Annotated in this window: 7 protein-coding genes; 6 read left to right on the forward strand and 1 reads right to left on the reverse strand. The window is 61.4% G+C overall.

From position 1 onward, the window contains the following. Window positions 1–15 precede the first annotated feature (15 nt). From IAE77_RS13980 to IAE77_RS14005, 6 genes are all read left to right on the forward strand, one after another. Window positions 16–4479 (forward strand): IPT/TIG domain-containing protein, encoded by a 4464-nt coding sequence (locus tag IAE77_RS13980; protein WP_294227526.1) that lies wholly within the window; start codon window positions 16–18, stop codon window positions 4477–4479. Between the two features lie 101 nt (window positions 4480–4580). Continuing rightward, window positions 4581–5516 (forward strand): hypothetical protein, encoded by a 936-nt coding sequence (locus tag IAE77_RS13985; protein WP_294227528.1) that lies wholly within the window; start codon window positions 4581–4583, stop codon window positions 5514–5516. A gap of 14 nt (window positions 5517–5530) precedes the next feature. After that, window positions 5531–6199, forward strand: a complete 669-nt coding sequence (locus IAE77_RS13990) for a hypothetical protein (protein ID WP_294227530.1) — start codon at window positions 5531–5533, stop codon at window positions 6197–6199. 7 nt (window positions 6200–6206) lie between these two features. Beyond that, window positions 6207–15656 carry a hypothetical protein gene (locus IAE77_RS13995; RefSeq protein WP_294227531.1) on the forward strand — a complete coding sequence of 3150 codons (9450 nt, stop codon included), beginning with the start codon at window positions 6207–6209 and terminating at the stop codon, window positions 15654–15656. 15 nt (window positions 15657–15671) lie between these two features. Beyond that, window positions 15672–18260, forward strand: a complete 2589-nt coding sequence (locus IAE77_RS14000) for a Calx-beta domain-containing protein (protein ID WP_294227533.1) — start codon at window positions 15672–15674, stop codon at window positions 18258–18260. Then, complete coding sequence (locus IAE77_RS14005) at window positions 18244–19848, forward strand: peptidylprolyl isomerase (protein ID WP_294227535.1); 1605 nt, start codon at window positions 18244–18246, stop codon at window positions 19846–19848. The genes IAE77_RS14000 and IAE77_RS14005 overlap by 17 nt, the downstream gene beginning before the upstream one ends. 545 nt (window positions 19849–20393) lie before the next feature. On the opposite strand, the gene IAE77_RS14010 is transcribed toward IAE77_RS14005, so the two are convergent. Continuing rightward, the coding region (locus IAE77_RS14010) for an FAD-dependent oxidoreductase (protein ID WP_294227536.1) at window positions 20394–21261 on the reverse strand (868 nt) is incomplete at its 5' end.

Consider the following 21261-nt stretch of genomic DNA (forward strand, 5'->3'; position numbering starts at 1 on the left):
CGTGGACGATCCGCCATGAAATCCTTGCTTCTCCGTCTCCTCTTTTTTTTCAGCCTGCCGCTGTCTGCCGCACCGTCAAGCAAGCCCCAGCAGATCACCTCACCCGACCAAGTGCCCCAGGGGCTGGAAAAGTCCGACTGGGCCAGCATCCGGGCGGCCCACACGGCCTGGGAGCACAGCTTCATGCCGCTGGAGGGCGGTGGCTTTCAGGCACGGAACAAGGGGCAGCAGTGGACCGCCGCCTTTGACGGCCAAGGATTCGAGGCCAAACCCAAGGACGCCGACTGGCGGTGGGGTCTGGAACTGCGCAGCTACGGCTTCGGCAGCCTACAGACGACCGTCCAAGGAGAGCCGGAGGTGAAGGCGGACGGTCTGCGCCTGAGCTATCAGTGGGACGCAGCCGTGCAGGAGTGGTTCGTCAATGATCAGCGGGGACTGGAGCATGGTTTCACCTTGGATCAGCGGCCAAAAGGCGCGGGTGGTGGTGTGGCCTTGGACGTCGTCCTGGGCATCCGGGGCACGCTGAAGGCCAGTGTGGCAGCAGACGCACAGACAGTTTACTTCCGGGATGAGGCAGGAGCGCCCGTGGTGACCTATGCGGGGCTGAAGGTGTGGGATGCGGACGGACAAGTGCTGCCCTCCCGTTTTGTAGCCGGGCACGAGGGTGGAATCGTCGTCCGCGTCGAGGAGGGAGGTGCGCGATATCCCATCACCATCGATCCGATTGCCCAGCAGGCTTATTTGAAACCCTCTTTAGGCAGTTCGGGATATGGCAATGCGCTTGACTTGCTTGGCATTTCTATCGCAATCGACGGAGACACGGTGATTGTTGGAGCGACTGGTGAGGACAGCAGCACATCAGGTGTCAACAGCATCCCCGACGAGGCGGCCGTCAACTCTGGAGCTGCATATGTTTTTGTGCGCAGCGGGACCACGTGGACTCAGCAGGCTTACTTGAAGGCAGCACAACCCTCAGCAGGCGACAATTTCGGCAATGCAGTCGCGGTGAGCGGGGATACCGTGATCGTAGGTGCCCAAAATGAGGACAGCAGCACGTCGGGCATTAACAGCACGCCCGACGAGCTGGCCGGCAACGCCGGAGCGGCGTATGTGTTTGTGCGCAACGGCACATCCTGGAGCCAGCAAGCCTACCTGAAGGCCGCACAGGTAACAGCAGACGACGTCTTCGGCATATCAGTGGCAGCGAATGGAGACACTGTTGTGGTTGGGGCGTACAATGAGGACAGCAGCACCACGGGCATCAACAGCACACCAAACGAACTGGCCAGTGGCGCCGGGGCAGCGTATGTGTTTGTACGCAGCGGAACCACGTGGACTCAACAGGCCTATCTGAAACCTGCCAAGGTCACGGCGAATGACCGGTTCGGCAGGTCCGTGGGGATCAGCGCTGACACTGTCATCGTTGGAGCCATGCAGGAAAGCAGCAGCACGACGGGCGTCAACAGCACCCCCAACACATCTGCCAGCAGTTCCGGAGCAGCGTATGTGTTTGTGCGCAACGCAACAACGTGGACACAGCAGGCTTACTTGAAGGCCTCCCAAGTCACCGGTCTCGACTTCTTTGGTATTTCGGTGGCGGTGAGCGGGGACACGGTGGTCGTCGGCGCAATCGGCGAGGACAGCAGCACGAGTGGCATCAACAGCACGGCAAACGAACTGGCCAGCAGCTCCGGGGCAGCGTATGTGTTTGTGCGCAGCGGCACCGTCTGGAGCCAGCAGGCTTATCTGAAGGCATCGCAAGTCTCGGCGAGCGACAATTTCGGCAATTCCGTGGCTGTAAGCGGAAACACTGTTGTCGTGGGCTCACCGCAGGAGGACAGCGGCACGGCAGGCATCAACAGCACACCCGACGAATTGGCCGGCAATTCCGGAGCGGTTTATGTGTATGTGCGCAGCGGCACCACCTGGACACAGCAAGCTTATCTGAAGTCAGACCAGGTTTTGGCAAACAACCTGTTTGGCACTTCGGTGGCAGTGAGCGGGGACACAATCCTCGTCGGCACCCCTCAGGAGGATAGCAGCACGACAGGCATCAACAGCACGCCCGATGAGGGAGCTCTCAACGCCGGAGCGGGCTATGTTTTCGTGCGCAACGGCACGACATGGACACAGCAGGCTTATATGAAAGTCTCACCAGAGAATCGGGGGTACGCCGGAGCGGATGACCAATTCGGTGCCTCAGTGGCAGCGAGCGGTGACATGGTGGTCGTTGGATCCCCCGGCGAGGACAGCACCACGGCAGGTGTCAACAGCATTCCTGACGACGGTGCCCTCGGTGCCGGAGCAGCCTATGTGTTTGTGCGAAACGGCACAACATGGACGCAGCAAGCCTGCCTGAAGGCATCACAGGTCACAGCGGGTGACAGCTTCGGCTCATCTGTGGCGGCAAGCGGGGACACGGTGGTCGTTGGATCCGCCGGCGAGGACAGCACCACGGCAGGTGTCAACAGCATTCCTGACGAAGGGGCCACCAGCGCCGGAGCAGCGTATGTGTTTGTGCGCAGCGGCGGGGCCTGGACGCAACAGGCTTACCTGAAGGCATCACAGGTCTCAGCGGGTGACTTTTTCGGCAGATCTGTGGCAGTGAGCGGAAACACGGTCGTGGTCGGGGCTATGCTTGAGGACAGCAGCACAACCGGCATCGACAGCACTCCCGACGAGGCATCTGTCGATGCGGGCGCAGCCTACGTTTTTGTCCGCAACGGCGTGACATGGACTCAGCAGGCTTACCTGAAGGCTGCTCAAGTCTCGGCAAACGACAACTTCGGCATCTCGGTAGCGGTGAGTGGAGACACGGTGGTCGCTGGCGCCCATCAGGAAGACGGCAGCACCACAGGCGTCAACGGCACGCCCGATGAAGCTGCCGTCAATTCAGGCGCGGCATACGTGTTTGTGCGCAGCGGCACGACCTGGAGCCAGCAGGCGTATCTGAAAGCAAGCCAAGTGACGTTGGGTGACCAGTTTGGCAGTGCGGTGGCAGCGAGCGGTGACACCGTTGTTGTCGGAGCGTCTGCAGAAGACAGCAGCACCACGGGCATCAACAGCACACCTGACGAAGCAGCCAGCAGCAGCGGCGCAGCATATGTGTTTGCACGCAGCGGCACGACCTGGAGCCAGCAAGCCTACCTGAAAGCATCACAGGTCTCGGCGAACGATTTTTTCGGAATTTCAGTGGCAGTGAGCGATGACACTGTGGTCGTCGGAGCATACAATGAGGCAAGCGGCACGACAGGCATCAACAGCACACCCGATGAAGCAGCCACGGGCGCGGGGGCAGCCTATGTGTATGTGCGTGCTGGCACAACCTGGACGCAGCAGGCCTACCTGAAGGCTTCCCAGGTCACAGCGGGTGACTCTTTCGGCTTTTCGGTGACAGTGAGCATGGACACTGTTGTTGTTGGAGCCAATCAGGAAGATGGCAGCGCGTCTGGCATCAATAGCCCCGCAGACGAGTTGGTTTACGGTGCCGGGGCAGCTTACATTTTTACCGGTCTGGGTCCAGCGCCCACCATCATCGGCGTGACCCCGGCGGTGGGCAGCGCGGCAGGTGGCACAAGCCTGGCGATCACCGGAACGGGTTTCAACGGCACCACCAGCGTGACCATCGGCGGAGCCACGGCCAGTTTCAGCGTGATCGATGGCGCCAACATCACCGCCACGGCCCCGGCTCATGTCCCAGGCTTGGTTGACGTGACCGTGACCAATCTGGTTGGCACCAGCGTCGGAAGCAATCTCTACACCTACGCCAACGCTCCGATTGTCGCTTTCGTCAACGCCGCAGGGGGCGGCACCTCTGGCAACACAATCGTAACTATCTACGGCGGAAACTTCACCAATGTCACGGCGGTCACTTTTGGAGGCACCGCCGCCGCAAGCTTCGCGGTGGCCAGCGACACTCAAATCACCGCCACCACTCCTGCCCACACGGCGGGTTTGGTGAATGTGGACGTGACGGCATCCGGGCTGCAAGGCTCGGGAACCAATCTCTTCCGCTACGCGTCCGCCAGCAACAGCACCGACACGGATGGCGACGGTCTCAACGACGCCGCTGAACTTTACCTCGCCGCCTTCGGGTTTGATCCCGGCACGGCCCAGCCGGCCCAGGTCACCGCCTTCCTCTCCGGCAACGCCATCTTCAACCAGGCGCAGTTTGACACGAACCGGACCACTGGACGCAACGATGTGATCACTGATCCGAACCCCTACGATCTCTACACCACCTCGCAGGTGCAGGCGCTGCACTTTCCCACACCGCTGATCAAGCACAACCCGGCCACCGGGGTCTTCACCCTTACCCTGGGTGTGCAAAAGAGCACCACCCTGATGCCCGGCAGCTTCCAGCCGTTCTCGATGACGACCGCCCCTGACGCCGTGAGAACGTTCAACAGCGAGGGGAAGCTGGAGTTCCAGTTCACCTCCCCGGACAAGGCTGCCTTCTTCCGGCTCTCAGCTCAGTAGCATCCGACCTGGAAGAACCAGCGCTGAACATTTCCTCATCACCCGTGGTAACACACGCCTGAAAAAAGTGTGGATGGCGGGGACGGACCCTCGTCTTCCTCATGAAAGCGCCTTTTTCGATCCCATGCCTGCTGGCTGTGCTTTGGACCTGCACAGCCGTTTTGCAGGCTCAAAACCTCACCCAGACCGTTACGCTCCAGCAGGGCTGGAACAGCATGTGGCTGGAGGTCGAGCCTTCGCAGGCTGATCCCGATGTTTTGTTTGCCGGGCTGCCGGTGGAGATGGTGACGACCTTCATCCCCGTGAGCGCGAAGTACACCTCGCTCCGTGATCCGGCGGCGGATACCTGGAAAGACGCCGAATGGCGGACCTGGCAGCCGGAAACGGCTGCGGGCAGCTTTTTGAACAACCTACATCAGCTCACCGCCGGGCAGGCGTATCTCATCAAGGCCTCCACGGGCACCACGCTGACCATTCCGGGCACCGTGAGGCTGAATCGCTTCGAGTGGCGTCCGCAGTCCTTCAACCTCGTCGGCCTGCCGGTCGATCCGGCGTCGCCGATCACGCTGGGAGCCTTTTTTGCTAATTCACCCGCGCACACTCCGCTGCGGGCCTTCAAGCTGCTCAATGGCAAATGGGTGCAGGCCTCGTCCGCGGAGCCTGCGGTGGCTGGACGTGCCTACTGGGTTTGGTGCGGCACGGGCAGCGATCATCAAGGGCCCGTCTCGCTGCGCGGTGGCAGCATCTCGCTAAATGCGGCGGATAGCATGGGCTCGGTCGAATTCCGTCCTGCGGGGAATTCTGCGCTCACCATCAGCCTCACCGCGACCGGTTCGCTGCCGCTGGCCTATCTCAGCAACGGCACGCGCACGGCTTTGAGCAGCGCACAATCTCTCGCGGCACCTGCGGGCGAGTGGACGCCCTTCCGCATCGGTCATGCGAGCCTCACGAGCATCCCCACTGCTCCCGCAGCCAGCCTTCTCGAAATCCGCACCTCCGGCGTGCTGTGGCGCGTGCCGGTCACTTTGAACCCCTGAGACCCTTTTTTGCCATGAAACACGTCCTGCTGCTCTTTTTTGCCATCACGGCCAGTTTATCGGCCCAAACCGCCGCCGGCCTGTGGGTCGGCGACATCACACTGAACCAAGTGAACGAGGTCCACGCCCGTCAAACGACCGGCGCCACGCCCACACCTGCTCCAAAGCCCTTTTCCATGCGCGTGCTGCTCCATGTGAATGCCAGCGGCCAGGTGAAGCTGCTCAAGGAGGCCGTGCTCATGCGCACACGCGGTGCCTCGCCCGCACCGGTGATCGTGACGCAGATGAATCTCGTGTCGAACTTCGATGGCACCACCGTCCGCGGCGGCCAGCTCATCGGCCAGCGCTTCAGCACGGTGTCCTTTCCGATGAGCGGCGATGTCTTGGCCCTCACCGGCACGCTCGGAGCCGGCACGAGCACCACCGGCTCGCTCACGCTCGCCGCGAATGATCCGGTGAATCCCTTCCGTCACAAATACCACCCCGATCTCGCCACCGCCGGCCGCGCCGTGACGCGTGCCCTCAGCATCGCCATCACCGCCGGTGACACGCCCGTGGATCACATGCTCAACGGCACCTGGACCGAAACCCTCACCGGCCTGCACACCAGCGCCATCACCGTGACCGGCAGCCTCACCCTGAACCGCGTCAGCACCGTGGACCAGCTCAATAACACTCCTTAACGCGATCATGAAACACCTGCTTCTCTTTGGTTTCTCCCTGTTGCTCGCCACGCATGCGGCACTCGCTGGTCAGGTGATGGTGAAGTCACTGCCCGCCGTGACAAATGGCAATGCCACGCACTACGCCGGCACGGTGGACACCGCGCTGCCCTTTGGCTTTCCACCTTCTTCAGCGTCCACTTCGCCCCCGTCGCCGGCCAATCCTGGCACGGTGCCGGGCTCTGCGCCTGGCTTCCGCTCTGTTTCGAATCCCACGCACACCTTCATCACTGGCTGGTGTGACATGCCGCCTGCGGGGGCATTGAGGCCGCGTGACGGCTTCATCAGCAAGGTGGACCCGACCGGGGCGGTGATCTGGACGCGCTCGATGAACGGCCTGATCGGCAGCACGGCCGGTAGTGTGGGTTTCCTGATCAATGACGTGGCGATTCTGGCCCCCTTTTTATACGCCTGCGGCCAGACGACCGATGGCAAGGCGTTTGTGGCAAAGCTGGACTACGACGGCGTGGTGCAGGACTACACGCTCATCCGTGACAATGGTGGCTCTGCCACAGCGCGTGCCACGGGCATCTGCGTGACGATCGTGAGCGGCAGCAGCCAGGTCGCTGTGAGCGGGGACTTTGGAGCGAACAATCTGATCGTGGACCAGCGCCGCATGACTGGAGGCACATCGACCTTTGGCACGATGAATGGGCGCTACTCGCACGGCTCGAACCGCGATGTCTTCATGCTGCGGATGGACACCAGTCTGAATGCGACATGGGCGACGACGCTGGGTTTTTCACCAGCCAATGATTACGCCACGGCCATCGCGGCGGACGGCTCGGGGAACTTGTTCGTGGCGATGAACTTTCAGAATCCCGATGGTGCGCTCGCCTCGTTGAGCTACAGCAACATCGACGATGAGCGCAATGTGATGGTGCCCGGAAGCAGCACCACAATGGCGGACACATCCACCTACAATTACGATTTCAATGTGGGGAACTGGGGCACGCTGGTGATGATCAATGCGCAAAATGGCGTGGGTGCCCGCATCGTGCACCACTCCGAGCCGGTGAAGGTGGATAACTCCAACAACGTCAACATCACCAATGCCAGCTCACGCATCGTGGACATGGAATTCAGCAATGGCGTGATCAACGCGGTGGGTGAATTTAGCCGGAACTTCCGCGCCTCGAGCTCGGCGAACGTGAACCCCAGCTCGGGCGAGCTTTTTGGCAGCGTGTCGAACACCTACGATGTCTTTGTGGCGCAGCTCGATCCCACCAATCTCACCTGGACACGCTATGTGTTTCTGGCTTCCGGCAATGATGACTTCGCGGGGCAGATCACCGCCGGCAGCGACGGGCTGTATGTCACCGGCAGCGCGGGGGCCGCACTCTCGCACCGCGTGCCGGGCAGCACCATCACCACCTTGAGCGGTGCCACGGCGCGGCATCTTTTCTGGATGAAGCTCAACAGCACAAATCTCAGCCATATGTGGCATGTCACGCCGGTGGAACTCATCAGCAGCGGCTACTCCGTGCCCTCGGTGATGAACAGCGCGGGCGTTGGCGTCGTCGGTAATGTCGCGGTGATCAGCGGCTACTACAATGGCGGTGCGATGACGATGGGCACCACCGGCAGCTACACCACCCTGCCTGCTCCCGGCGTGCCGCTTGGCTTCACCGGTTTCCTAAAAACGGACGGCACCTGGTTTGAGCAGGTGAATGTCACGATCCAGTCTGACTACGGCCTGCCCTCGCCCTATGGCGGCACGCAAGTGCTCGCCACCGGCACGGCCGTGCGTGCGACGGTGCCACAGATTGTTTATGAGGACGCGGCGGGCAATGTGCTCGACGACAGCGATCCCGAGATCATCCGCAGGGATGCGGTGACACGCCGCGTCTGCACCGGCTACCAGTTTAAAAGCTCCTCCGTGAACGGCACGGCGAACGTGGTCGATTTCGTGGTGAATGATGATCTGGTGCTGAATTTCCTCTGGCGCACGGAGCATGCTCTGGAGATCCTGACGAATCTGCCTGCCGGTCTCACCTCGCAGGCGGCGGGAACGCCGAGTCCGGCGGTGAACAAGCACTGGCTGGCGGAAAATACCCCCGTGATCGCCCAGATCGACGGCGCGGCCTACACGGACCAGGATGGCATGCGCTACCGCAGCTCGGGCTACACGGCCACGGGCCTCGCGGTGCCACAAGGCTGGCTGGACGGCGCTTTCGTGCCGTGGAGCAGCTTTCAATTGAGACAGCAGGTGCCGCAATTCACGCTGGCTGGCCCGGCCACCATCACCTGGCAGTGGCAGAAGGAGTTCCGGCTCCGTGTTTCGGCGAATGCCTCCCTCGCCAGCTCGGCACCGTATGTCGATGGCGTCCCGGTCTCTACCACCACCATCGTCCCGCAGAGCACCACGGCCTACACCGCCACCAGCGTGGATGGCTTCCCGGGGCCAGCAGGTTCCAGCGGCTTTGGCAATGGCTGGCCATTCGATGAGGGGCCGTCCATGCTCAATGATGGCCTCGCCACGACGAAGTACCTCAACTTCAATAAAACAGCCGCCGGGGCCATCCTCTACTACACCGCGCCGATCACCGCGAACCGCATCCGCCTCACCTCCGCCAATGACGCGCCAGAGCGTGACCCGGCGCTCATCAGGATCGAAGGCCGGAACTATGTCTCAGGCGTGGCGCAGCCCTTCCAGATGATTCACACGGGCCTCGCGATCCCGGCCGGTCCCGGACGCGGTGTGATGCAGGAACTCGCCTTTGACAACACTAGCAGCTACAAAGACTACCGCGTGACCTTCCTGGCGGTGCAAAACGATACCACCGCCACAGCCGTGCAGGTGGCGGAGCTGACGTTTGTCAATGAAACCGCCGCCGGTGCCGTCACGAGTACCTCCGCCGGGCCACGCCTGACCGGCTCTGGTGATTTTTGGGCTCCTCCCGGCACCGTGCTCACCGCAGCCTCCGCACCCTCCGTCAGCGGCGGCATCGGCAGTCTTGCCTTGAAGGGCTACACTGGCGGCACCGGGTCGGTTGTTCCGTTCGACACCCGTGGCGTCACGACAAAGGCAATCACGCTCAACTCCCCCTCCACCATCATCTGGGACTATGCACGTGCCATCTATCCGGAAACCGTCACCATCGGCAACTTCGTCACTTTCAGCACCGTCACAGGCATCGACGCCACAAACGTGAACAAGCTCAAAACGCCTGATGGAGGTGTCACGGTGGATGTACCTGCCAACAGCACCTGGATGGACATGCAGACCTGGGATCAAGTGGGCCAGAAGCTCTACCCGCTGCGTCCAGGCAAGTTTACCGTCGAATTTGAAAACCTCGCCGCGCCGGAGGACACCACGCAAAACGTCATCGTCGAGGTCACCGCCGTCTGGCCGGGTGCTACGGACTACAATCACATCATCGAGGCTCCCGCCGTCGATATGGATCCCAGTGACACGGACAACCGGGCCTTCCAAAAGATCACTTATACAGAGGCGGCGGCCACGGTGAGCAACGCAGGCCTCTTCTCGAACACTGAGGAAGGCCGCAGCGTACTGCTCTTCTCTCAACGGCCTGCCGGAGTTGCCGCCACGGGCAATCTCACCCTCGAAAGCCTCAGCGTGAAGACCGTACGCTCGCAGTTTTGGAAGAACGCCGTGGGTCCAAAACCCAATGTGCCCATCGGCACCGCCATCACGATGCCGGATCACGACATCAATGCCGTGGGGCACAACGGCTATGTGCTTACTCGCCTCGCTCCTGTGAACTTCGGTGTTTACGACCTTGCCACCATGCAGGGGCCGATCATCCCGGTGAACATCCAGTATCCTCCTGTGGGCGCCTGGAATGCGCCGGACAATCCCGCTATGCTAACAGTCGCCTGGTATCAAGTTGTCGATGGCCTGAAGTGGCCCTACAAGGCAACCGCCTACAACCCGCAATGGCCCTCAACGCCGCCACGCATCGTGGTGGCCAGCCAGCTCGGCTCGGAAGGCCTGAAGGACACGCTTGGCACGCAGCAGACACTTTTTACCGCGCCGCAATACAACGCGGTGAGCATCTATAACCAGCCTGACGCCACAAAACCCGGCTACAACCCGAATGAAGAACACGCCCTCGTCGCGCCATCCTTCCTCAATGCCTCACGCACGGCGGCCTTTGCTCTGCGCAATGATTTGAACCGCACGGCTGCGGACGTGAACTACACGAGTTCGCCCTATGTGCTCGTGAACTACCGCGACGACTCCGATCCGGCCAATCCCGTGCCGAAGATGGCGGTCTATGCGATCCAGCTCGAAGACGCCTCCACCAGCGACACGCGTCTGCCGACCTTCAACCAGAGCTACATCTTCCGCTATCAAGGTGTCGCCGGCACCAAGCTCCAGCCGCCCTATCCGCTCAACATCGTCATCGGGATCAACCCCATGTCTCAAACCAACGGCCTGAATTTCGATCCGAGCCGCGTCACTTACTACGAGGACAAGACCGGCCAGCCGTGGATCGTTTCGGGAGACACCGACGCCGCAGACGACATCACCGCCGAGATCTATTATGCCCTGCGAGGCGACTTCTGGCATCCCACGTCTGCCTCAGGCTTTCCGATCCGCTTTGGTCCGGCACTGCCGCAATACAACATCCGCTACAATGCCGTCTGGCCTGACAACACCGGCTTCCTGAAAGCAGGTGAGACACTCACCTTCTCCGGCGGTGAATACGCCAGCGATCATGCGGGTGACACTCCTGCCCCGCTGCCGCTGCCGGGAGCGATCGCATGGCAAAGCGCCAAGGTGACCTATGATGATGCCAATCCATCGCTCGACACCTCTTCGCTGGCTTCGAACTACCTCGTGCGAGTCGTTCCAGCTCTCGCCGCACGCGAGGTGCCCCTCGCAGTTGGCCTGCTGCCAGACTCGCTCAAGCCCGCGTCGGGCAATGTTATCGTCGAAGGTGGTCTGTGGCGCTTCAAGAAGCTCAACGCGGGCCTGCAAAAGCGCATCTACTACAACTCGATCACCGGTATGCTCGGCGTTCGCGGTTTCTTGAATGGCCGCACCTTGGGTGACCCCGATCTCACCGCCGCGCCCGGTGCGCAGACGATCCTTCAGCCGAGCGTACTTACCGCCGTGGAGGAGTTCATCCTTTCCGGCATCGACGTCGATCCCGACTGGACCGCCGCCGTCGCGGCACTCGCTGCGCTGTCTCGTGATCCACAAAACCTCGCTGGAGTGGATTACGGAGTCGGCTTGCAGGCCGCCACGCCTTCTGGTGTACAGCCAGCCACCTCCATCGGCCCGGGCACAGCAGTCATCACAAATCCTGACCTGCTCAATCCGGGTTATCAGCCTTCGCTCACCACAGGATACGTCACCATCGCGGAAAACGACGATCCTTCGCTCGGCGATGCTCCGGTCGTCATTCACGTCTTCCGCGTCACGCGTTCGGAGGTCTATCGCGGTTCTCTGGCCTCGATTTATCCGGAGAATGTCTTCGACGAAAAGATCACCGTGCGTCACACGGGCGACTTTGGAGCCGATGTGGGCGATCTGTTCTTCGAATGGCAATACCGCGAAGAAGATGGTCGTGCGCTCAATCCGCCGGGGATCACGCTTCCGACTGCGGGAACGCCTTCTGGAGGTGATTGGACGCTCTTTAACGCAGGAACCGGGTTGAACGAAATCCAGCTCGCCGGTGCAAGTGCAGCCCTATTGACCGACAATCTCTTCTTCTGCCGCTACCGCCACAAGGACGCGGACGGCAATGTAGCCGCTAATTGGAGCCAGTGGGCCGGTGCGGCCAACAGCAGGCCTCCGAATGCCTCCGCACCTTCCGCCACCACGGACGCGGCCTATGTCGCGCAACTTGTCGCCGGCTGGGTGAAGCGTGTCACGGACGCTGTGAACGTCTTCGACGCCCGCATCTCCGATTTCCGCAACAACGACGCTCCGGCCACCTACACCAGCATGATCCAGCAGGCGGGTCAGCGCTACGAAGGCCCCGTGGCCTTCAACCCGACCAAGGATGTGATCGAGAACTACGGCATGATCGAGCTCTACCAGACCGTGCTCGAACGGGCGAAGGATCTGAGCATCGACCTCGCTCCCGGCACCAGCGGCATCAATACCGCCCTTTTGAATGCCGCGAACCGCATCTCGCAGTTCTATACCCTGATCGGCAATGAGGCCTACAGCGATGCCATCGATCCCACCATCGGCTTCAGCACGCAGAGTAATCAATACGGAGCCCTCGCTCCAACCATCCACGCCTTCCAAAATCAGACCGCCGACCTTCTCGATGAGGAATTGGCCCTTCTTCGCGGTCGCGGCGAAATCGGTGCCCGTCCCGCTTACAACCGGCTGCTGTGGAATTTCACCAACGGCCAGGGTGAAGCCGCCTACGCCCTCAACTACGCCATCAGTGACGTGGATAATGACGGCTTCATCGACGCCGACGATGCCCAGCGTCTCTACCCACAAGGCCACGGCGATGCCTGGGGCCATTACACGATGGCGTTGAAAGGCTACGCCGATCTGTTCACCAACAACCGCTTCTCCTGGGACCCGCGCAGCGAGCTCTACCAGATCAACGGCGTCGTCTTCAACATCGACTACCTCGACGAGCGTGCCTTTGCCGAAACCGCCGCTGCCCGTGCCAAAGCAGGTGTGGAGATCGTCGATCTCGTCTATCGCCAAAAATACACGGAGAATCCCGCTGGCCAGTGGCAGGGCTATCAGGACACGAACACCGACCGCGCTTGGGGCGTCTATGAATGGGGCCAGCGTGCCGCCACCGCCGCCTACTTTGACTGGGCCGTCGGCAATGCGCTGCTTCCTTCGTCGGACACCACGCATGAAGGCATCCAAAAAGTGGATCGCAGCACCGTCGGCGGCCTCGGCGTGCTCGCGGGCAATGCCGCGCTCATTCAGAGCAAGGTCGAAAGCGCCGACCGCGGCTACAACCCGCTCGGCCTCGATCCCAATGTCGTGCCCTTCGACATCGACCCCGTCCGTGTCGATCGCACCAGCGTGAATCCCGCCACGCACTTTGAGCAGGTTTACGAGCGTGCCGTCGCCGCTGCCAGCAATGCCATCACCACCTGGGATCACGCGAATCAGCTCAACAACCTCCTCCGCCGCACCGGTGCCAGCACCGAAGAGCTGCGCCAGCAGACGAAGCACCAGGACCTCGACTATCGAAACCGCCTGATTGAGATCTTCGGCTCGCCGTATGCCGGCACCATCGGCGCCGGCCAGGCCTACCCGGAAGGTTACACCGGCCCGGATTTATATCTCTACATGTATGTGGATACGACGCAGGTGAACGACGCCACCGTGCCGCAGACTCCCGCTGACGTCATGGTGCAATACAAAGGCTTGCTGAACCTCAGCACTAACACCAACCCATTTGGCGACACCGGCGTCGGCAGCGACCAAACAAGTTACGCCACGTCCCTTTTGAATAGTTGGTTTCCGTCCAACTACTTCCCGTCCGATAATCCCAAAAACTTAGGCTTCACTTCCATTGAAGGATCAAGCCTGAACCTCACTCTGCCTGTCACGGCGAGTGGTTATGCATTCAATGCGCCTTCAAGCTGGGGCATGCGCTCCTCGCCAGGCACGCTCCAGCTCGCCATCGCTGAACTCATTCAGGCCGAGGCCGCCGTCGTGCAGGCCTCCGCCGACTACGACGGCCTCGCGGGTGATCTCGATCGCAAACTAAGGAACTTCACAGCGAAGACAGGAATAGCGACCCAAGATATTGCAGCAACAAACTCTTCAGTTCAAAACTCCATTGATGCCGCTGACCATGCTGCCAATCTTTACGACTGGGCTACGGGTATCCGTCACGCACGCGAGTTTGCTTACGATCTCACCGTTGGCTACAAAGAAGGTATTCCGCAGGACGCCACTGACTGGGGTTCCTTCTTGAAATCAGCCATCCAGATCACCTATGCTGTTGGTTCTGCTGTAACGCGCATTGGTGAAGCTTTATTCGACACCTCAAACTACCGCGCTGAGCTGCATATTGGAGATCCGCTTTTGCAGCTTCAGATCGATCAAACCAAGTGGGGCTACCAAGCCGATGTCATCGACATGCTCGACGACCTCGAGGACACGCTGAACTCCGAGCCGGATCTTCGTTTCGCCGCCTTCCGGGCCATTGAGCGACTTCGCAAGGCCAGCGATCAATATCGCACTTTGCTTCAGGAAGGCCTCCGCCTCGTGGATGAACGCGAAGCCTTCAACAAACGCATCGCCTCCACCACGACGAAGCAGCGTTATGAGGACATGACCTTCCGCGTGACGCGGAATGATGCGCTGCGGAAGTATCGCAGTGCCTACGATCTCGCTGCGCGTTATGCTTATCTCGCTGGAAAGGCCTATGCCTATGAGCTGAATCTGCCGGACAGCCATGCGGCCAATGCCACGCCGCTGCTGGCGGACATCATCCGCACTCGCGACCTCGGTGTGTGGCAGAACGGACAGCCCGTTTTGGCCCATGGCGGCCTCGCAAGCCATCTGGCGACACTGAAGGGCAATTTTGACCACTTCAAAGGCCAGATGGGCTTCAACAACCCGGCGACGCAGACCTACACCTTCAGCCTGCGTGCCGATCTGGGCCGCGTGGCAATGAGCACGCGTGAAGACGCCACCTGGAGGCAGAAACTCGAAACCTGGCGCGTGCCGGATCTTTGGAACTACACGCACAGCGACGGCACGACGAACTACGGCTTCATCTACCGCCGCTTCTGCCGTCCGTTTGCGGCGGAGTTCGATGGCAGTGGCAATCCGGTGCCGCAACCAGCCCTCGTGATCCCCTTCACGTCCACAATTCAAAGCGGGAAGAACTGGTTCGACAATAACCTGGCCGCTGGTGACAGCGCACTGAATGCCAGCGAGTTCGCCACGAAGATCCGCGCCGTCGGCGTGCGATTCGACAGCTACAACACCGCCGGCATGTCCGTCACACCGCAGGTGTATCTCATCCCGCTCGGCGCGGACCGCATGTTCCTGGCGGACAGCAACACGCTGCAGACTCGCGAGTGGAATGTGGTCGATCAGCGCATCCCCACGCCGCTGCCCATCACGCCCGCGCAGCTCACGAATCCTGACTGGCATCCCTTCACCGGCAGCACCAGCGGCTATTTTGATGAAATCCGCAAGTTCAGCAGCTTCCGCGCCTTCCCGGACAGCGTCGGCACGACTCGCGACGACATCATCAGCAGCTCACGTCTCGTGGGCCGCAGCGCCTGGAACACGAAGTGGGTGCTCATCATTCCGAATGCCAGCCTGCTCTACGATGCCGCCAGCACCACCGCCGGCCTCGACACCTTTGTTCACGGCCTGCCGAAGAGCGGCGAGTCCCAATCCTCCGCCGGCACTGATCCGGCCAAACGAGATCTCCTCGGCGTGCGCGACATCAAGCTCATGATCGAGACTTACTCCGTCAGCGGCAACTAAACCCATCTCACGACCATGAAACTCATCTGCTTCATTCTCGCCCTGCTTGCCGCTCCGGCCTTCGCCTTCCTCAGCGAGACAGACACCACCTTCTACGGCAAGGTCATCCACCGCGGCGCGGGAGAGCCTTACCTGCTCACCAGCGGCACACTCATCTGGAAGGTCACGCCTGCCAGCGGCGGTGCGCCCTTCATCGCACGCAGCGACCTCGCTCCGCTGAAGAATGGCGAATTCTCGTATCAAATCCGCCTGCCTCAGCGCATCGCCATCGGCAGCCTCTCCGTCACCTCGGAGCTCGACGGCCTCTTGATCCAAAACGACAACGCCTCGCGCTTTCAAAACGTCGAGATCACCATCGACGGCCATGCCGCCGTGCTTGTCGATCCCGCGAAGACCTCCTTCGATGCCATCGCGCCGCAGCGCGGCCTCTTTCGTCGTGCGGACCTGCTCGTCGATTTTCCGCTGCCGGACAGCGACTACGACGGCATGGCCGACTGGTGGGAGATCAAATACGGCCTCGATAAGCTCCTCGATGACGCCGCGCTCGACCCCGATGGCGATGGCATCACGAACATCGCCGAATACCGTGCTGGTTCCGATCCGAACCACGCGAACGTGATTCCGCGAGTCGGTGCCCTGGCTGTGCTCACTGTGCCGAATGGCGGTGGCGCTGCGTTTCTGGCCACGGTGGCCGATTCGGACAGCAATCCTGGGCAGATCGCTTGGACGCTAGGCAGCCTGCCCGCAGGCATCAGCGCGAGGGTGGTTGGTTTGCAGAAAGACGGCCGTGCCCTGACGCCGGGTGGCACCTTCACCCAGGCCGATGTGGATGCCGGACGTGTGATCTTCATGCACGATGGCACCACCTCCGTGGCGACTGACGCCGCGATCACTCTTGGGATGCGTGATGAGAACGTGGAGCACAGCACCAGTGTCGAACTGCCGCTGAGCGTGGCGAACTTGGCCGATCTGCTTGCCGTCTGGAGCCTGCCCGCACCTGCATTCGGAGAGCCCACAAGGGTCGCCCATGACGCATCACGTGGCACGGGCAGCGTGCTTCGCTCACCCTCAGGGCCGTCCACTGCAGTTGAAGCCCTTCCCAGCAATGCTTATCCGGGTTTTGTGAACTCATTCGGTGCTGATCTGCCGCGTCTGCTGGTCGGTTCGCCTCAGGACGACACGTTGCTCGGCTCGGGTGAGGCGGACTGGATTGCCGGCGGGGCAGGGAACGACACCTTGCGTGGCTATGCGGGCGTCGATCGTTTCATCATCAACGCTGGCGGCGGCACGGACACAATCGTCGATTTCCAGGGCGATGTGCTCGATCTTTCGCGGGTGCTCGTGCCTGTTCCCGGCAAATTCCTGACTGACTATCTCACGGTGGCGACTGACACTGGAGACACGGTCATTGCCGTTGATGCGAATGCTGATCAAGCTGGCGGCCCAGATGCGACGGTGCGCATCAAAGGCCAGGTTCTCACGCAGGACAGCATTGAGGATCTCTGGGACGCAGGCCAGATCACCAGCGGTGCCATTGTGCCGCGCACCACGTTGTTCATCACCGCGTCGGACGCGGCAGAGGAGAACCGTACGCCCGGAAAATTTGTCCTGCGCCGCCGTGGCGATGCCTCAACCGCGCTCGTCCTGACCGTGGGCATCACCGGCACGGCGTCAGCCGGCGTCGATTACGTCGCCATACCCGCGACGGTCACCTTCACGGCGGGTCAGAAGTTGGTCGAGCTGCCAATCATCCCGCTGGAGGACGACTTGAAAGAAGCTGTGGAGACCGTGCAGATGACGCTGCCATCCGCTCCTGGATACGTGCTTGGCGGTGTCACCGCGAGCGCCAGCCTCACGGATCTGCCGGTGCGTGTGTGGCTGGAGGTGGCCGAACGCACAGCGTACAAAGACAGCCTCTCCCCCGCCCAGATTCTCGTTCATCGCAGCGGTGCGCTGGCATCGACACTGACGGTGGGATTGACCGCGACCGGCCGGGCCACCCCGGCAGTCGATTACAAGCGGCTGCCTGCAACGGTCACGTTCAATGGCGGCCAGGAAACGATTGCCCTGGACGTCCTGCCGCTCGCCACGGCGAGCCTCAGCCGCGGGGCGGAGGAAGTCATCGTGGCTTTGAAAGCTGATCCGGCCTTCCTGTTCGGGGCCAAGTCCCAGGTCATCACCATGATCGTCAGCCAGCCGAAGATTCTGGCAGCCTGGCGTGCGGCCCAGCCGTCCGGACCCGATTCAGGCCTCGACGACGAGGATTTCGACAGTTCCGACGCAGATGGCGACGGCATCAAGGGCCTGATGGAGTTCGCACTGAACCTGAATGCAACCAAGGCCGACGCCAGTCCGGCAAAGCTCGTGTTCGATGCCAACGGCAAACCCGGCTTGGAATACCGGCGCTGGCCGGGATCTCCAGAAGTGGACTACGGTGTCGAGTGGAGCACTGACTTGAAGACCTGGCACCCGGCCTCTGACACGAACTCGACCGAAACAGCCAACGAAGTCGAAACCTCCGGCCTGGAACGCACTGTGCGCACCCTGAACACCCCGCCAGCCAGCGGCATGGTCTTCATGCGCCTCCGTGTCCAGCGCCGCTGACCCCGTAATGTCACGCGTCGTCCGCCATTTTCTGATTGCGGCACTCCTTCTCGGCATCGCGCCGGGGCTGGAGGGCGCGATCACGATGGACTCCTCCGGCACGGCAGTGTCTGCGGACGCATTCACGCACAACCAGTGGCTGGGCAATCGCATTCGTCTGGCTGAAGACGCGCCTTTTCAAACCTCCACCAGTCTGACGCTCCTGATGGACGTCGTGTACCCGACCCCGTTTCTTTCCGCCTTCATCCTCGGTGACATCGGCGCTGAGCCGAACAAGGCTGACATCATCGCTCAATTCGATCTCGATCCTGCTAGCGCGGCCGTGGCAGCCGCTCCCGGTGGAGTCACCGCTACCCAGTTGGTTTTCAACCAGGCCACCGTGCCGGCGGGGGTGCTGGAGCCGGGAAAGAGCTACTGGATTGTTGCGGGCGTGACTGCGGTGAACCATGAGGCGCAGGCGGGGCAGCAGATGGGTCTTCTCGACTGGTCATGGGCCTCCAGCCAGATCACGACGAGCGACGGCTGGACCGTTGATGACTGGATCGCCGTATCGAACACCAATGGCGCGGATTGGAATTCCTTCGCAGGAGCCCCATATGCGTTTGGAATGACCACCATCATCGTCCCTGAGCCTTCTCGTGCCCTGCTCCTCGTCATCGGTCTTGCAGCGTTGTTGCGCCGACGTCGCCGGATCATTCCGATTGCGCTCACACCGCTCGTTTTGGCCGCGTGCCAGCCGGCAGAAAAGCCGGAATCGGCCGGAATCGCCGTCGTTGGCACCGAGACCATCGGTGTCGAGGAGTTTCAAGCTGCCGCTCTCCGTCGTGGGGGAGGCGATCCGTCCAGCGTGGACCGCGAAGCCTTGCTTGACGAACTCATCACGGAATCTGCCCTCGTTCAGCGTGCCCAGGCGCTGAAGCTCAATGAATCGGCCGAGTTCCGTCGTCGCCAACGTGCCCTGCTCATTGCGATGCTCCGTGAAAAACAACCTGAAACCGTGGAGCCGGCCGCCCCGACTGACGCGCAGCTCAAAGCGCTTTATGAAGAGATGAAGCCCATGCTTCAAATGCCTGCCGCACGCCATCTTGCCGTCCTGCGCCTGACCGAGAACCGCGAACGCCTTGCTGAAGCATTGAAACGATTCCAACCGCTTCCCCCTGATCCTGCACGCCGTGGATTTGGGGCTCTCGCCGTCGAATTCTCCGATGATCAAGACACCCGCTACATCGGCGGCGACATTGGCTGGCTCAGTCTCGAAGAGATCCAGCGCCGTCTTCCAGCGCCAGTCGCCAAAGCTGCGCTTCAACTCTCCAGGCCCCAGACTTGCAGCGATGTCATCGTCGATGGCCCTTCAGCTTATGTGATTTTACTCCAGGAGTCCCGCGCTGCCGCCACGCAGGCCTTTGAGAAGGTGCGTCCGCGATTGATGCACGAATTCAACATCCGTCAGGCCGCAGATGAAGCCCGGAAGCGCAAAGAAGATGAACGCAAAGGTCTGCTCATCGAAATTGACTCAGCGCTGCTGAGGTCGATTCCGCTGCCCTCCACTCCACCCACTCCACTCAATACCCCTCCGTTGCCTCGCTGAATCCGTTGACTTGGACGTGACGGCCCCGCCTTCAGCCTCTCATCGGCTGTCACTCATCAGTTCATGGTTCTGAAAGGCTCGCGACACTGGCGCGGCCTTTCTGAAGGGCTTCTGCCTCAGCGTCAGCATCGTGCTGTTGGTCCAGTCACCCCGGGATCTCCCGCCGACCCTTCATCCTATTCGGCAAATTGAACGTTGAACAGTTTGAAGCCCGCCGGTGCGTCCAGACACTTCGATCGGTTCGGGCAAAGTGTAGCGCCAGCGACGCTGCTCCAAGGTCCAAGCGTATTGCCTCACACTCGGCTGGCCTGGGTCATCCCGCCCGCTCTTGCCGTTGTTCAAGAGCAGGTGGCAGTGGTTCCGGCTGTTGCCGTAACGAGTGCTCTGGTTTTCAGTGAGCAGACGGCATTCTCACACTCTCTTCATCAGCAAACTCAGACTGCCAGGGGGGTAAAAGTCGGGGTAGCCGCCAAGGTTGAATCGACACGGATTCGGAAGGTCCCCGGGCAGGAATGCTGCGATTTCTGCGAACCTCGGAATCGGGATCAATGCACGCCCTTTTCGGCCAGATAGCGTTCGGCCTCCAGAGCGGCGGCACAGCCCTGGCCGGCGGCGGTGATGGCCTGGCGATAGACGTGATCAGCCACATCGCCGGCGGCGAAGAGGCCCTCCGTCTTCGTGCGGGTGGTGCGGCCTTCCTGCAGGATGTAGCCGCTCTCGTCCGTGTCCACGAGGTCGCCCAGGAAGGCGGCATTCGGCACGTGGCCGATGGCGACGAAGACGCACTTCAGCTCCAGTTCGCTCTTTTCACCGGTGATGAGGTTTTGCAGGGTCACCGCACGCATTTCGCCTTTCTCATCGGTCAGATACTCGCTCACGGTGCTGTTCCACACCGGTTTGATCTTCGGATTGGCCAGCGTGCGGTCGGCCATGATCTTCGAGGCACGCAGGGTGTCGCGGCGGTGGATCAAATAGACCGTGCTGGCGAACTTCGTCAGGAACATGGCCTCCTCGCAGGCGGAATCGCCGCCTCCGATCACGCAGACGGGCACGTTGCGATAGAAAGCGCCGTCGCAGGTGGCGCAGCTCGTCAAACCGCGGCCGATCAGGGACTTTTCGTTCGGCAGGCCGAGGTGTTTCGGGGAGGCACCGGTGGCGATGATGACAGTCTGCGCCTCGCGAACAGTTCCGTCTTCAGAAACGACCTCGAAATGGCCTGCGGCGGTCTTTTTCACGCTGGCGACGCTGGAATACTCGATGCGCGCGCCGAATTTCTCCGCCTGCGACTGCATGTTCATCATCAATTCCGGTCCCATGATGCCGTTGGGGAAACCGGGGAAGTTTTCCACCTCCGTGGTGGTGGTGAGCTGGCCGCCGGGCATGCTGCCGGAGAGGATCAGCGGCTTGAGATTG

Source organism: Prosthecobacter sp., assembly GCF_014879935.1.
Taxonomy (GTDB): Bacteria; Verrucomicrobiota; Verrucomicrobiia; order Verrucomicrobiales; family Verrucomicrobiaceae; genus Prosthecobacter.